The following is a 14,514-nucleotide window of genomic DNA, read 5'->3' on the forward strand; positions in this document are numbered from 1 at the left end:
GGGTGCCTGTGACCTGGTCTTTTCGGGTGCTCGGCCACGGTGCCGGGGCGAGGCGCGTGAGCCGGCCGGTCGGCTGTCTACCATGACCGGCATGCCAGAGCCGCTGATCGTCTCCGTCGCCGGTCATACCCCGCAGATCGACCCGGACGCCTGGGTTGCCCCCAATGCCAGTGTGATCGGCCAGGTTTCGCTGGCCGCCGGTGCCAGCGTCTGGTACGGCGCCACGCTGCGCGCCGAGGTCGAGCCCATCGAGGTCGGTGCGGGCAGCAACATCCAGGACGGCGTGACCGTCCACGTCGACCCGGGTTTTCCGTGTCGGATCGCCACCGGGGTGACGGTGGGTCACAACGTGGTGCTTCACGGCTGCACCGTCGAGCAGGACAGCCTGGTCGGGATGGGTGCGGTGGTGCTCAACGGCGCGGTGATCGGTGCCGGCTCGCTGGTGGCCGCCGGTGCGGTCGTGCCCCAGGGCATGGTGGTACCGCCGCGCTCGCTGGTGGCCGGTGTGCCCGCCAAGGTGCGCCGAGAGCTCAGCGATGACGAGGTCGGCCACAACCAACTCAACGCGGCGGCCTACACACACCTGACCGGATTGCACCGCGACGCGGAGTAATCCGGCGAGCAGGCGTGAGTCAGCGCAGCGGGTGCGCCACCTCGTCGCGCGGCATCCGGGCCGCGGTCACGGCGACCGTAGCCAGGACGGCGGGTAACAGCCCGGCCACCAGGAAGATCGACTCCATCGAGACGACCTTCGACAACGGGCCGACGATCGCGAACGACAGCGGCATGAACGCGAGCGAGACGAAGAAGTCCAGGCTCGACACCCGGCCCAGCATCTCCGTCGGCACCCGGCGCTGCAGCAGCGTTCCCCAGATCACCATCGCGGCACCGTCGGTGACGCCGATGCTGAACGTGGCCGCCGCCATCAACGGGAACGACGACGTGACGCCGACGACCACCAGCGGAACCGAACCCAGCCCCCACATCAGCATCATCGTGGTCAGGTAGCGCCGCGGCATCCGGCGCGAGGACACCGTCAATGCACCCAGGGCGCTGCCGAATCCGAAGAACGCCAGGATGAATCCGTAGGCCCGGGCGCCGTCGGCGAACCGGTCCTGGGCGATGAACGGCAGCAGCACCTCGATCGGCCCGAGGATGACGAGCACGAACATGCTGGCGAACAACAGCGTCCACAGCAGCCACGGGGTGCGCACCATGAACGCGAAACCTTCACGCAGATCGCGCAATACGGGTGGCCGCACGCTGTCATCCTGTGCCGCAACCGGATCCGCGGTTCCCCGGGTGGCCACCAGCAGAGCCAGGCCGAGCCCGAACAGTACCGCCACCACCGCTGCCCCCAGCGCGGGGAAGGTCGCGGCGATCACCATGCCCGCGATTGCGGGACCGATCGATCGCTGGAACACCGGGCGCACCACACCCTCGACGCCGTTGGCCGCCAACAGTTGTTCCGGCGGAAGGATGCGCGGCAGGAGCGCGCTGTAGGCCGGGAAGAAGAACGCCGCGGCGATGCCGAGAATGCCCGCCGCGACGGCCAGGTGCCAGATCTTGAGCACATCGAGCAGGCCCAGTGCCGCGACCGTCGTGACCGTCACCAGATTGACGGTCTCCACCGCGATGATGATCGTGCGCTGGTTGATCCGGTCGGCGGCGATCCCGCCGACGAGGACGAACCCCACCAAGCCGACTCCGAGGCACGTGGCCACCAGCGACAGCGAGGCCGGATCGTTGTCGATCGCGATGACCTGTAACGCCATCACCACCGACCACATACCTTCGGCGAAGATCGACAACGTGACCGCGGCGATCAACAGCCGGTATTCGCGGATGCGGAAGGGTGCGAGCACGCCCCAGCCGCCGGTCTGGCCGACCGGCACCTCCGTGTCGTGGTGCATGCTCACAACATTTGATGGTGCCCACCCGGAGGGGTTCGGGTCCAACGATTTTCGCCGCTGGGCGCCCGGCGGGCAGCTACCGCTGGGTGAACTCCGGGCGCCGGTTCTGCTGGAAGGCCTTGGTGCCCTCGCGGAAGTCGTCGGACGCCAGCAGCTGCAGCTGGCCCTCGCGTTCGCGGGCGAAGGCGCCCTCGAGCTCGGTGAGGGTGGCCGCGTTGACGGCATGCTTGGTCTCGCGCAGGGCCAGCGCCGGACCGGACCGCAGCTTGGCGATGACCTTGTCCACCGCGGCGTCGAGCTCGTCGGCCGGGTACACCGCGCTGATCAGACCCCAGTCGTAAGCGTCGGTGGCGGTGAGGCGGTCGGCCAGCAGCGCCAGGCGCATGGCCCGGATCCGGCCGATGTTGGCGGCAACGAGAGCCGAGGCACCGCCGTCGGGCATCAACCCGATCTTGGTGAACGCCAGCAGGAAGAAGGCATGCTCCGAGGCCAGCACGACGTCGGACGCCAGGGCCAGTGACACCCCGACGCCGGCGGCCGGTCCCTGCACGACGGCCACGACCGGCTTGGGCAGCGCGACGATGGAGGCGACGGCACGGTTGGCGGCGTCGAGCACGCCCGCGGCGTCGTGACTCTTGGCCTTCTGGTCTTCCTCACTGATGCCGGCGCCGGAGCTGAACCCGCGGCCCGCGCCGCCGAGGCGAACCACCCGCACATCCGGGTCGGTGGCGGCCAGATCAACGGCATCGGCGATTGCCACGAGCATGTTCTGGGTCAGCGAATTGAGGCTGTCCGGCCGGTTCAGCGTCACCGACAGCACGGCGCCCTCGAGCGATACGGTCACGTCTTCTACGTCGGGGTATTCGCGGGTCACGGTCATCTATGCACCTTAGGTCTGGCGGGGATGGCTATGGCCATGCCGGTCGAGAAGGTTATACAAGTAAGCTATGTCACCGGTCAACCGAGGCCAACACGCAAAGGGGCGAAAGAGCATGGCAGGACCACTGCAAGGTTTGCGCGTCGTGGAGTTGGCCGGTATCGGCCCGGGCCCGCACGCGGCGATGATTCTCGGCGATCTTGGGGCCGATGTGGTGCGGATCGAGCGGCCGGGCAAGGACACCGGTACGCCCAGTGCCGACACCATGTTGCGTAACCGCCGGTCGGTGGCCGCGGACATGAAGAGCGACGAGGGCCGCGCGCTGGTGCTCACACTCATCGAGAAGGCCGACGTGCTGATCGAGGGTTTCCGTCCCGGCGTCACCGAGCGGTTGGGTCTGGGGCCTGAGGACTGCGCGAAGGTCAACGAACGACTGATCTACGCCCGCATGACGGGTTGGGGACAGGAAGGCCCACGGGCCCTGCAGGCCGGCCACGACATCAACTACATCTCCCTCAACGGCCTGCTGCACGCCGTGGGTCGCGCGGGGGAACGTCCCGTCCCACCGCTGAACCTCGCCGGTGATTTCGGTGGTGGGTCGATGTTCCTGCTCGTCGGCATCCTCTCGGCACTGTTCGAGCGGCAGAGCTCGGGCAAGGGGCAGGTGATCGACGCGGCGATGATCGACGGGTCCAGTGTGCTGATGCAGATGATGTGGAGCTTCCGCAGCCAGGGCCTGTGGTCCGACGAGCGCGGCACCAACATGCTCGACACCGGCGCTCCGTACTACGACACCTACGAGACCTCCGATGGCCGCTACATGTCGATCGGGGCGATCGAACCGCAGTTTTACGCCGAGCTGCTCAAGGGACTGGGCCTGGAGGATGCCGATCTGCCGGGCCAGAACGACATGGCCCGCTGGCCCGAGCTGCGCGAGGCCTTCACCAAGGCATTCGCCGCGCACGACCGGGACCACTGGGCCGAGGTGTTCGCCGGCACTGACGCGTGTGCGGCACCGGTGCTGTCTTTCGCCGAGGTCCTCACCGAGCCGCACATTGCCGAGCGCAACACGTTCTTCGACGAAGGCGGCAACCTGCAACCGATGCCGGCACCACGGTTCTCCCGCAGCACCCCGGCGGTGCCGACACCGCCGGGCCCGCGCGGAGCGGACACCGAAGCCGTTCTGCGGGACTGGGTTTAGTTCAACCACATCAGGAGGTCGGCGCCATGCCGGCCGGAAAGGAATGCGGTAAGTGGAGATCAAAGACGCGGTAGCCGTCGTCACCGGCGGTGCCTCCGGCCTGGGCCTGGCCACCACCAAGCGGCTGCTCGATGCCGGCGCCCAGGTGGTCGTGATCGACCTCAAGGGTGAAGAGGTCGTGGCCGAACTGGGTGATCGGGCCAAGTTCGTCGCCACCGACGTCACCGACGAGGCGGGCGTGACCGAGGCACTCGATGTCGCGGAATCGCTTGGCCCGGTGCGGATCAACGTCAACTGCGCGGGCATCGGCAACGCGATCAAGACCCTGAGCAAGAACGGTGCGTTCCCACTGGATGGGTTCCGCAAGGTGGTCGAGGTCAACCTGATCGGCACATTCAACGTGATCCGGCTCAGCGCCGAGCGCATCGCCAGGACTACGCCGCTCGACGGCAGGAACTCAGCAGAGCGCGGCGTCATCATCAACACCGCCTCCGTCGCGGCGTTCGACGGTCAGATCGGGCAGGCCGCCTACTCGGCGTCCAAGGGCGGTGTGGTGGGCATGACCCTGCCGATCGCGCGGGATCTGTCGCGTGAGCTGATCCGGGTGTGCACCATCGCGCCGGGTCTGTTCAAGACGCCGCTGCTGGGCTCGCTGCCCGAGGAGGCTCAGCGCTCGCTGGGCCAGCAGGTGCCGCACCCAGCCCGGTTGGGCGATCCCGATGAGTATGGCGCCCTGGCTGTGCACATCATCGAGAACCCGATGCTCAACGGCGAGGTCATCCGCCTCGACGGCGCTATCCGCATGGCTCCGCGGTAACTAGGAAGGCGAATTTATGGCATTGATGACGAAGTTCACCGAGACATTCGGGATCGAGCACCCCATCGTGCAGGGTGGCATGCAGTGGGTCGGCCGCGCCGAACTCGTTGCGGCCGTGGCCAATGCGGGTGCGTTGGGGTTCATCACCGCGCTCACACAGCCCACTCCGGCCGATCTGGCCAAGGAGATCGAGCGGTGTCGTGAGCTCACCGACAAGCCGTTCGGGGTGAACCTGACGATCCTGCCCACGATCAACCCGCCGCCATACGACGAGTACCGCCAGGTGATCGTCGACTCGGGCATCAAGATCGTCGAGACCGCGGGCTCCAACCCGGCGCCGCATCTGCCGATGTTCCACGCCAACGGTATCAAGGTGCTGCACAAGTGCACCTCGGTGCGCCACGCTGTGAAGGCGCAGAGCCTGGGCGTGGACGGCATCAGCATCGACGGGTTCGAGTGCGCCGGTCATCCGGGCGAGGACGACATTCCAGGCCTGGTCCTGATCCCGGCGGCGTCGGAGAAGATCGACATCCCGATGATCGCCTCGGGTGGTTTCGCCGATGCGCGTGGTCTGGTGGCCGCGCTGGCGCTGGGCGCCGATGGCATCAACATGGGCTCGCGGTTCATGTGCACCGCCGAGTCGTCGATTCATCACAAGGTCAAGGAAGCGATAGTGGCGGGCACGGAGCTCGACACCGAGCTGATCTTCCGCAGCCTGGGTAACACCGCGCGGGTCGCAAGCAACGCGGTCTCACGTGAGGTGGTGCAGATCCTCAAAGACGGCGGCCAGTTCGAGGACGTCAAGGATCTGGTGGCCGGCAAACGCGGCGTGAAGGTCTATGAGGTCGGTGATCTCGACGCAGGCATCTGGTCGGTCGGAACCTCGATGGGTCTGATCAACGACATTCCCACCTGCGGCGAACTCGTCTCGCGAATGGTGGCGGACGCCGAGCTGCTGATCAGTGGGCGCCTGGCGAACATGGTCGGTGCGGGCGAAGCCGAGTCTGAGAAGGAAGCAGTCCTCGCCTGAGCGAGGACTGCGGCCCTGGGAAGGGCAAATTACGGCAAACTGAAGATGGGAAACGCGCGCCGCGAGGCGCGCGTTTTCTCATACTGCGGTGGGCAGCTCCTGGTAGTCGTCAAACTGCTCCGAGGTGTCGCCCTCGACGAGGAAATCGCCGTGGTAGAGGGCCTCGAAGTCGACCTTGATGACATCTGCACTGGTGTCGTCGATCCACATGACACTGAGCGTATGGGTCACTATTAAGGAATCTTTGAGTTACGGTTCGGAAAATGGTGGCAATCCTACTTTTCGGTAGGTTTCTAGCCAGTAGGGCTTGTGACGTGGATGGGGTTCGTCCCGTTCAGGGCGATCCAGGTCACCACGGCGGCTGCGACGCCGATCACCAATAGCCCGACCGCCGCCTTGGCCGACACCTTGGACCGGCCGAATACCCGGTGATCGACCGAGAACGCGCCGGCGCCGGTGAACAGCAGAGCGGCGGCGGCGAATGCGGCCAGGAACGGAACGTTGAACGGCTGGGACCAGAAGGCGTCCGCCGAGACGTTCACAGCCCAGGCGTCGACCATCGCACCGATCACCGCACAGGCGGCCAGCGGGGTAAGGGCACCCAGCAGCAGGCCGATGCCGCCCAGGGTTTCGGCCGCGGTCACCATGAACGCGCCGAACGCGGGGAACCGCCAACCGCTGGATTCCATGAATCCCACGGCGGTGCCGAAGTCGAATGCCTTGATCAGGCCGGCTTGCAGCATGGTTGCGCCGGTGGCGATGCGCAGGATGAGCAACCCGGTATCGGTCATGCGTGTGGTCGCGGTTTCGGCGTCGGTGGTGATTGTCATGACTTATTAGACGCAGGGAGGCGTCCGAATTCATCGCGCACTCGGAGTTGAACCCTTCGGCGTCGGGGTCCGTGTGTAGAGCGAGGCCCACGTTGACGCTGGAAACTTACCGTTGTTAACTTAACGGCGATACCCATTGGGGAAGGACACTACGTGCTGCACCGAATCGCGCATCTGGCCCTCGCCGCACCGCGGCGGGTCCTCATCGTCGCCGCACTGGCGATGGTCGCCGCGGGCATCTTCGGCATTCCCGTCGCCAAGAGCCTGTCGGCGGGCGGATTCCAGGATCCGACTTCGGAATCTGCGCAGGCCACCCAGCTACTCTCGGACAAGTTCGCCCGCGGAGACATGCAGTTGGTCATCAGCGTCACCGACGACTCGGCCACCGGCGCCCAGAGCCCGGCCGCGCGTGCGGCGGGCACCGACATCGCCGCTCAGCTCAAAAGATCTCCGTACGTGACCCAGGTCAGCTCGGCCTGGACCGTACCCGCACCCGCGGCAGCCACGCTGATCAGCAAGGACGGCAAGACCGGGCTGGTCCTGGCGGGCATCACCGGCGGGGAGAGCGGCGCGCAGAAGCACGCCAAGGCACTCACCGATCAACTCGTGCACGACCGTGACGGCGTGACCGTGCGGGCCGGGGGTGAGGCGATGATCTACGTCCAGATCAACGGGCAGAGCGAAAAAGACCTGCTGATGATGGAATCCATCGCGATCCCGTTGAGCTTCCTCGTTTTGGTGTGGGTTTTCGGCGGACTGCTGGCCGCCGCGCTGCCGCTTGCCGTCGGAGGTTTCGCGATCCTCGGATCGCTGGCGGTGCTGCGCGGGTTCACCATGGTCACAGACGTCTCGATCTTCGCCCTCAACCTCACCGTCGCGATGGGGCTGGCGCTGGCGATCGACTACACCCTGCTGATCATCAGCCGTTATCGCGACGAACTGGCCGACGGAGTCGAACCGGATCGGGCTCTGGTACGCACCATGGCGACTGCCGGGCGCACAGTGCTGTTCTCGGCGATGACGGTGGCGCTGTCGATGGTGGCGATGGTGCTGTTCCCGATGTACTTCCTCAAGTCCTTCGCCTACGCGGGTATCGCGGTGGTGGCGCTGGCGGCGTTCGCGGCCATCGTCGTGGCGCCGGCCGCCATTGCGCTGCTCGGTGACCGTCTCGACGCCTACGACGTGCGCCGGTTCCTCCGGCGGATCCTCGGTCGGCCTGAACCCTTGCACAAACCCGTCGAGCAGACGTTCTGGTACCGGACGACCAAGCGGGTCATGCGTAGATCGGTTCCGGTCGGGATCGGGGTCATCGCGTTGCTGCTGATGCTGGGTGCTCCCTTCCTCGGTATCAAGTGGGGCTTCCCCGATGACCGGGTGTTGCCGCCCTCGGCGTCGTCCCGCCAGCTCGGCGACGAACTGCGCAACGATTTCGCGGTCGATTCCTCGACTGCGGTCACCGTGGTGCTGCCCGACGTGACCGCGTTGCCGCCGGCCGAACTCGACCGCTACGCACGCGACCTGTCGCAGGCAGCCGACGGTGCCTCGGTGTCCGCGCCGGGGGGCACCTTTGTCGACGGCCGTCGGGTCGGCCCGCCGGCCTCGGGAACCGGAATCGCCGACGGCAGTGCATTTCTCACCGTGGGTAGTCACGTGCCGTTGTTCAGCGACGCCTCCGAGGCTCAGCTCGACGCTCTGCACGCGGTGCCGGCACCGACCGAGGTGCAGTTCACCGGCATGGCGCAGGTGAACCGCGACAGCTCGTATGCGATCACGTCCCGGTTGCCGATGGTGCTCGGCATCATCGCGGCCATCACCTTCGTGCTGCTGTTCCTGCTCACGGGCAGTGTGGTGCTCCCACTGAAAGCGTTGGTGCTCAACGTGTTGTCCCTGTCGGCGGCATTCGGTGCGCTGGTGTGGATCTTCCAGGACGGCCACCTCGGTGCGCTCGGCACCACATCGACAGGCACCTTGGTGGCCAACCTGCCGGTGTTGTTGTTCTGCATCGCATTCGGATTGTCGATGGACTATGAGGTGTTCCTGGTCTCGCGGATCCGCGAGTACTGGCTGTCACCCGGCCTGGTCCGTCCCGACGGCACCGAAATGTCCGCACGCGAACGGAACGACGAGAGCGTCGCGCTCGGCCTGGCCCGCACCGGTCGCGTGGTGACAGCTGCGGCGCTGTTGATGTCGATCTCGTTCGCCGCACTGATCGCCGCGCAGGTGGCCTTCATGCGGATGTTCGGTCTCGGCCTGACCATCGCGGTTCTCGTCGATGCCACCTTGGTACGCATGCTGTTGGTGCCGGCATTCATGCATTTGATGGGCCAGTGGAACTGGTGGGCACCGGCACCGTTGGCCCGGCTGCACAAGCGGATCGGGATCAGCGAGTCGGGTCCGGACGATCTGGACCCTGGTGCGCCCGGTGACGCTCCCGGGGATGGCGGCAAACGCGAACGCGCCGGGGCCGGTGTGACGGACGCCGGCTAGCGTGACGACCCAACCGCGTAAACGACACCGCGCCCCACGTGGTTCCGGCGAGCTTCTGCGTGATCAGATCCTCGATGTCACAACCGAATTGCTGTTGGATACCGGCAATGCCAAGGCAGTGTCGATCCGCTCGGTGGCCCAGCGCATCGGAGTGACTTCACCGTCGATCTACCTGCATTTCGCCGACAAGGACACGCTGCTGGACGCGGTCTGCTCGCGGTACTTCGAGAAACTCGACGAGGAGATGCAGCGGGCTTCCAGGCCGGCCGGGGTCGATCACCCACCCACCATCGAGGTGCTGCGCGCGCAGGGCCACGCCTATGTGAACTTCGCCAGGCGAACACCCGAGCTGTATCGGCTGGCCACCATGGGTGAGGGCAGACCCGGCAGCGACGTCGACACCGCGCTGAACAGTTCGGCATTCCAGCACATGCGGGCGACCATAGCCGCACTCATCACCGAGGGGATCTACCCGCCCGGGGACGCCACCGCGATGGCGCTCGAACTGTGGACCGCAGCGCACGGGGTGGCCGCCCTGCTGATCTCCAAACCGTATCTGCCGTGGGGCGATGTCGAGGAGTTCACCGATCGAGTTCTGCGCGCGGTGTGCACCGGTCAGATCGTCTCTGGGATCATCGGAACCGATCTGGAACCCATGGAGACCATCGCCCGGTTGAAGGGACTGGCCGATGAACACAGTGCTGATGACATCGAAGAAGGGCACCTGCCGTGACTGACAAGACCTCAGACAATCCGTTCTTCGCCCGGGTGTGGAAGACGCTGTCGAGTTCGGAGCCGAAGGCGCTGCGTCGACTGCGCCGTGACAACCTCGCCGGACTCAGCGGGCGGGTCCTGGAGATCGGCGCGGGCACCGGGACGAACTTCGCCTACTACCCGTCCACGGTCACCGAGGTGGTCGCCATCGAGCCAGAACGTCACCTCGCCGAAGTTGCCCGCAGAGCGGCGGTCCAAGCCCCGGTGTCGGTAACCGTCACCAGCGACACCGCCGAGAGATTCAGCAGCACAGAACCATTCGACGCAGTGGTCTGCTCGCTGGTGCTGTGCTCGATCGATCGGCCGGATACTGTTCTACGGCAGCTATTTTCGATGGTCCGGCCGGGCGGGGAGCTGCGGTACCTGGAGCATGTCGCCGGTAGTGGCTGGCGGGCCGGGATGCAGCGGGTGGCCGATGCCACCGTCTGGCCGCGGTTGTTCGGCAACTGCCACACTCATCGGCACACCGAGCGGACCATCGCAGACAGCGGATTTCAGGTTGAGGTTGCGCATCGTGAGATCGCGATGCCGGACTGGGTGCCACTGCCGGTGACGGAGTTCGCGATCGGGCGTGCGGTTCGGCCTGCCTAGCCGACGTCGCGACTACCGAGGAGCGTAGGCAACCGCTGCAGCAGGTTCGGCAGGGAACCGGCCGCGGTCTCACGTAGGGAAACCGTCGCGCTGTCGGACAACGGTGTGCGCTCCGGATTGACCTCGATCACCACGGTGCCCGCGGCCAGGGCGGCCTCGGGCAGGCCTGCCGCCGGATAGACGACTGAGCTGGTGCCCACCACGATCACCACATCGGCGTTACTGACCGCCAGTACCGAGTGCTGCCAGGCGTCGTCGGGCAGCGGCTCGCCGAACCACACCACGCTCGGCCGGATCAGGCCGCCGCACGGGCACACCGGAGGGGCGATCGTCTCGACCGGCTCCGGCATAGCGGGCAGATCGCCTTCGAACCTCGAACCGCATGCATCGCAACGGAACTCGAACAGATTTCCGTGCAGATGGTAGACATTGGTACTGCCGGCGCGCTCGTGCAGGTTGTCTACGTTCTGGGTGACGACGTGTACGTCGGCGAAATCCTGCCAGGCAGCCACGGCCAGATGCCCGTCATTGGGCTGCACCTGGGACATCATGTAGTGGCGCCACAGATACCAGGCCCAGACTTTCTCCGGATGCCGCTGCCAGCCTTCGATGCTGGATATCTCGTACGGGTCCACCTGTGCCCACAGGCCCGTCTCGACATCGCGGAATGTGGGTACACCGCTCTCTGCCGAGATCCCGGCACCACTGAGGACAGTCACTTGCACATGACCAACGTAGTCGGTTTGGGTGATACTGAGCATGTGGTCGAGTTGGGGGATTGGGTCCTGGTTGATTCGAGCGGGGAAAAGCCGTTGTTCGATCAACTCAGGGTCCAGATTATCGAGGGTATTCGGCAGGGACGCCTGACACCGGGTGCCCGATTGCCTACGGTGCGTGAACTGGCGGGGAAGGTCGGGCTCGCGGTGAATACCGTGGCGAGGGCCTATCGCGAGTTGGAGTCGGCGGGGGTATTGGAGACCCGGGGGCGGTACGGCACGTTCGTCGCACGGGCCGATCCGGCCGATGCGGCGATGGCCACCGCCGCGCATTCGTTCGCCGAGGCCGCTCGTGCGCTGGGGATCGGCAAGGCCGATGCCCTGCGCTATCTGGACAACGCATTCGACTGATCGGGTTCAACCGGTCGCGTCGCCGCGCCAGCGGAGTACATCCAGCGCGACGGCGACTGCGACGCTGTTCTCGGCCAGTGGGCGGGGCAGAAGTTCGTCGGCGCGGGCCAGTCGGCGCAGCAGCGTATTGCGATGCAGGTACAGCCTCGTCGCGGCGCGCGAAGCGTTGCACTGTTCGTGGACGAACACCCTGACCGTTGCCTGCATTTCGGTGTCGGCCGTCTCGAACGCGCCGAGATTGTGGCTGACGAATTCGGCAGCGCGATCGGGTTCGGCGGTGATGAGTGCGATCAATTCGACGTCGGTGAACCGTGCGATCTGTTGCGTGGAGTGCAGCCGGGCCATCATCTGCTGAGTGGTGATCGCATCGAAGTGGCTGCGTCGGAAGCCATCCAGACCTTGGGCGGCTGGTCCGACGGCGATGCGGACACCGTCCAGGTCTCCAGCGACACGGGTGAGCGCCTCGAAGCCGTGCTGGAGGTCGGCGTTACCGGCCGCCCACACCCAGCGGGTCGCGGTGCTCGCCAGCACGCTCAACGGTCGTGGATCGCCGCAGTCCTGGCCGAATGCCTCGGCGGCCCGGTCCAACCCGGACATGTCGCCGCCGGGATCCTCGCTCCAGATCACCGAAGCCGTGTGGACTCCGGTCAGCGCGTGGCCCAGGCGCGCTTCCGCGCGCTGCCGGGGGATCGGAGCACCTTCGAGCAGCAGCGCGACGGTCTCGCGCCGCTCGGCGTGGGTGCCGCGGGTCAGGTCGTCGCGTTCCAGGTCGATCTGGGCAGCGATCCCGGCCAGTGTGGTGTCGACGAACGTACTGATGGACTGCGAGCAGACATCCAGCATCTCGTGGAGTTCGGCAGGGTCCGACGTGAGCTCGAAGGCGATCTCCATGAGACGACGCCACGCCACACCCTCGCCGACCCGGTAGGCATCGAGGGGAAACTCGGTGACGCCGCGGCGCACCAGTTCCCGGGCGATGCTCAGCGGCTCCGGTCCGGTGTTCGGCGGCACCGGAGCGCCCGGATCGCGGACGTTCGCCGTGCCCCAGAAGAACAGGTTGGCGTGGTTGCTGCGGATGACGGCGCCGGCCAGTTCGGGGTCGGACGCGATTGTGGGGCTGGCCGCCAGGACTGCGGCATCGAACGCGTCGAGCCATTCCTGCCGGGGATTGATGACAATCTGTGCACACTGCCGGATCAGGTCCTGCACCCGCTGCGACGGTGGCTGCCACACCATCTCCCCAGCGTAGAGCGGTGGTGCAAAGTGCACCACCGATTGGGTGAAGTTCGGCATTTCTGACCTTGGGCGGTGTTCTTCCGGTCGGGACCATTGAGACATGAACCACACCGAACACGTCGACGTACTCATCATCGGCGCCGGCATCTCCGGTATCGGTGCCGCCTACTATCTGCAGCGCGAGCACCCCGGCCGCAGCTACGCCATTCTGGAGGCCCGTGGCGCCACCGGCGGCACGTGGGACCTGTTCCGGTACCCCGGTATTCGATCGGACTCCGACCTGCACACCTTCGGCTACGAGTTCAAGCCGTGGCGCGACGAGCACGCCATCGCCACTGCCGACAAGATCCTGGCCTACCTGCGTGAGACGGTGTCAGAGAACGGCATCGACGAGAAGATCCGGTTCCACCACAAGGTGCTCGGCGCGGCGTGGGATTCCGCAACGGCCACCTGGACCGTGGACGTCGAGCGGACCGGCAGCGACGGCGCGGATCCGGAACTCGTGCAGATCTCGGCGAACTGGCTCTTCTGCGGCGGCGGTTACTACCGCTACGACGAGGGCTACACCCCGCACTTCGAAGGGCAGGAGCGATTCACCGGCCAGATCGTGCATCCCCAGCACTGGCCCGAGGACCTCGACTACACCGGCAAGAAGGTCGTCGTGATCGGTAGCGGTGCCACTGCGGTGACCCTGGTGCCGTCGATGGCACCGACCGCAGGGCACGTGACCATGCTGCAGCGATCGCCCACCTACGTGCTTCCCGTCCCGGCCAAGGACGCCTTCGCCAACACCGCCAGGCGGTTGCTGGGCGATCACCTGGGCTATGCGGCGGCCCGGCGCAAGAACGTCATCAAGCAGCGCACCGTCTACACGCTGTGCCAGAAGTTCCCGACTGCGGCCCGCTGGCTGATCCGGAAGGTCAACGCCGCCAAGTTGCCCAAGGGATACCCCGTCGACGAGCACTTCGCGCCCCACTACAACCCGTGGGACCAGCGGTTGTGTGCGGTGCCCGACGGAGACCTCTTCAAGGCCATCGGTAACGGCAGTGCCTCGGTGGTCACCGACCGCATCGCGACGTTCACCGAGAAGGGCATCCTGCTGGAGTCCGGCCGCGAACTGGACGCCGACATCATCGTCACCGCAACGGGACTCAACATCCAGCTGTTCGGCGGGATGTCGCTCACCGTAGACGGTGAGCCGGTGAACCTCGCCGAGTCCGTGGCCTACAAGGGCATCATGCTCTCGGGCGTGCCGAACTTCGCCTTCGCGTTCGGCTACACCAACTCGTCGTGGACGCTGAAGGTCGGACTGCTCTGCGAGCACTTCTGCCGACTGCTGAAGCACATGGACGACAACGGATTCGACACCGTGCAACCCGAGTTCGCCGGGGGTCAGACCCGCCCGCTTCTGGACTTCGGAGCCGGGTACGTGCAGCGCTCGATCGAGGAGATGCCCCGCCAGGGCGTCGACGGACCGTGGCAGATGACGATGAACTACACGATCGACGCACAGACGCTGCGTAACGGCCCCGTCGAAGACTCGGCTCTGCGGTTCGGATCGCGGCAGAGTGCCGACGATCCCGACCGGGCGCCTCAGCTCGCTCGCTGAGACTGATTTTCAGGGACAGCTC

The 14,514-nt window shown here is 66.2% G+C and carries 15 protein-coding genes; 9 read left to right on the plus strand and 6 right to left on the minus strand.

Annotated features, from left to right (window positions below; translation table 11 throughout):
• Positions 1-91: 91 nt before the first annotated feature.
• Positions 92-613: a gamma carbonic anhydrase family protein gene (locus tag G6N44_RS24185; RefSeq protein WP_090518556.1), complete on the plus strand. Its 522-nt coding sequence runs from the start codon at positions 92-94 to the stop codon at positions 611-613.
• Positions 614-632: 19 nt separating this feature from the next.
• Here the strand turns inward: G6N44_RS24185 and tet(V) are convergent, their stop codons facing one another.
• Complete coding sequence (gene tet(V), locus G6N44_RS24190; protein ID WP_163668427.1) at positions 633-1,913, minus strand: tetracycline efflux MFS transporter Tet(V); 1,281 nt, start codon at positions 1,911-1,913, stop codon at positions 633-635.
• Between the two features lie 76 nt (positions 1,914-1,989).
• Positions 1,990-2,793, minus strand: coding sequence for an enoyl-CoA hydratase (locus G6N44_RS24195; RefSeq protein WP_163668429.1), 804 nt, complete (start codon positions 2,791-2,793; stop codon positions 1,990-1,992).
• A 112-nt stretch (positions 2,794-2,905) separates the two neighbouring features.
• On the opposite strand from G6N44_RS24195, the gene G6N44_RS24200 reads away from it, so the two are divergent.
• Genes G6N44_RS24200 through G6N44_RS24210 form a run of 3 tightly spaced genes read left to right on the plus strand, consistent with a single transcriptional unit; the run spans position 2,906 to position 5,838 of the window.
• Positions 2,906-3,991: a CaiB/BaiF CoA transferase family protein gene (locus tag G6N44_RS24200; RefSeq protein WP_163668430.1), complete on the plus strand. Its 1,086-nt coding sequence runs from the start codon at positions 2,906-2,908 to the stop codon at positions 3,989-3,991.
• A 52-nt stretch (positions 3,992-4,043) separates the two neighbouring features.
• Positions 4,044-4,808, plus strand: a complete 765-nt coding sequence (locus G6N44_RS24205; protein ID WP_163668432.1) for a 3-hydroxyacyl-CoA dehydrogenase — start codon at positions 4,044-4,046, stop codon at positions 4,806-4,808.
• Between the two features lie 16 nt (positions 4,809-4,824).
• Positions 4,825-5,838 carry an NAD(P)H-dependent flavin oxidoreductase gene (locus G6N44_RS24210; protein ID WP_163668434.1) on the plus strand — a complete coding sequence of 338 codons (1,014 nt, stop codon included), beginning with the start codon at positions 4,825-4,827 and terminating at the stop codon, positions 5,836-5,838.
• A gap of 78 nt (positions 5,839-5,916) precedes the next feature.
• Here the strand turns inward: G6N44_RS24210 and G6N44_RS29725 are convergent, their stop codons facing one another.
• Complete coding sequence (locus tag G6N44_RS29725; RefSeq protein WP_088305117.1) at positions 5,917-6,048, minus strand: hypothetical protein; 132 nt, start codon at positions 6,046-6,048, stop codon at positions 5,917-5,919.
• 83 nt (positions 6,049-6,131) lie between these two features.
• Positions 6,132-6,668, minus strand: coding sequence for a DoxX family protein (locus G6N44_RS24215; RefSeq protein WP_163668437.1), 537 nt, complete (start codon positions 6,666-6,668; stop codon positions 6,132-6,134).
• A 153-nt stretch (positions 6,669-6,821) separates the two neighbouring features.
• Here G6N44_RS24215 and G6N44_RS24220 point away from each other — a divergent pair, with 153 nt between their 5' ends.
• The 3 genes from G6N44_RS24220 to G6N44_RS24230 are packed head-to-tail and all read left to right on the plus strand — an operon-like array spanning position 6,822 to position 10,520.
• Positions 6,822-9,155 carry an MMPL family transporter gene (locus G6N44_RS24220; RefSeq protein ID WP_163668439.1) on the plus strand — a complete coding sequence of 778 codons (2,334 nt, stop codon included), beginning with the start codon at positions 6,822-6,824 and terminating at the stop codon, positions 9,153-9,155.
• Between the two features lies 1 nt (position 9,156).
• A complete protein-coding gene (locus G6N44_RS24225) occupies positions 9,157-9,888 on the plus strand; it encodes a TetR/AcrR family transcriptional regulator (protein WP_163668441.1) in 732 nt (243 codons plus the stop codon).
• On the plus strand, positions 9,885-10,520 hold the full coding sequence (locus G6N44_RS24230; RefSeq protein WP_163668442.1) for a class I SAM-dependent methyltransferase: 636 nt from the start codon (positions 9,885-9,887) through the stop codon (positions 10,518-10,520). The genes G6N44_RS24225 and G6N44_RS24230 overlap by 4 nt, the downstream gene beginning before the upstream one ends.
• Here G6N44_RS24230 and G6N44_RS24235 read toward each other — a convergent pair.
• Positions 10,517-11,245 carry an NAD-dependent deacylase gene (locus tag G6N44_RS24235; RefSeq protein WP_163668444.1) on the minus strand — a complete coding sequence of 243 codons (729 nt, stop codon included), beginning with the start codon at positions 11,243-11,245 and terminating at the stop codon, positions 10,517-10,519. The genes G6N44_RS24230 and G6N44_RS24235 overlap by 4 nt on opposite strands.
• 36 nt (positions 11,246-11,281) lie before the next feature.
• Between G6N44_RS24235 and G6N44_RS24240 the strand changes: the two genes are divergently transcribed.
• The gene (locus tag G6N44_RS24240; protein ID WP_163670308.1) at positions 11,282-11,647 is read left to right on the plus strand and encodes an Rv1152 family transcriptional regulator; all 366 of its coding nucleotides are present in this window, start codon (positions 11,282-11,284) and stop codon (positions 11,645-11,647) included.
• 6 nt (positions 11,648-11,653) lie between these two features.
• Here the strand turns inward: G6N44_RS24240 and G6N44_RS24245 are convergent, their stop codons facing one another.
• Positions 11,654-12,883, minus strand: a complete 1,230-nt coding sequence (locus G6N44_RS24245; protein ID WP_163668447.1) for an Rv1453 family transcriptional regulator — start codon at positions 12,881-12,883, stop codon at positions 11,654-11,656.
• Between the two features lie 100 nt (positions 12,884-12,983).
• Here G6N44_RS24245 and G6N44_RS24250 point away from each other — a divergent pair, with 100 nt between their 5' ends.
• Positions 12,984-14,492 (plus strand): flavin-containing monooxygenase, encoded by a 1,509-nt coding sequence (locus tag G6N44_RS24250; RefSeq protein WP_163668449.1) that lies wholly within the window; start codon positions 12,984-12,986, stop codon positions 14,490-14,492.
• Positions 14,493-14,514: the final 22 nt, after the last annotated feature.

The sequence above is a fragment of the Mycolicibacterium alvei genome (assembly GCF_010727325.1).
GTDB lineage: Bacteria > Actinomycetota > Actinomycetes > Mycobacteriales > Mycobacteriaceae > Mycobacterium > Mycobacterium alvei.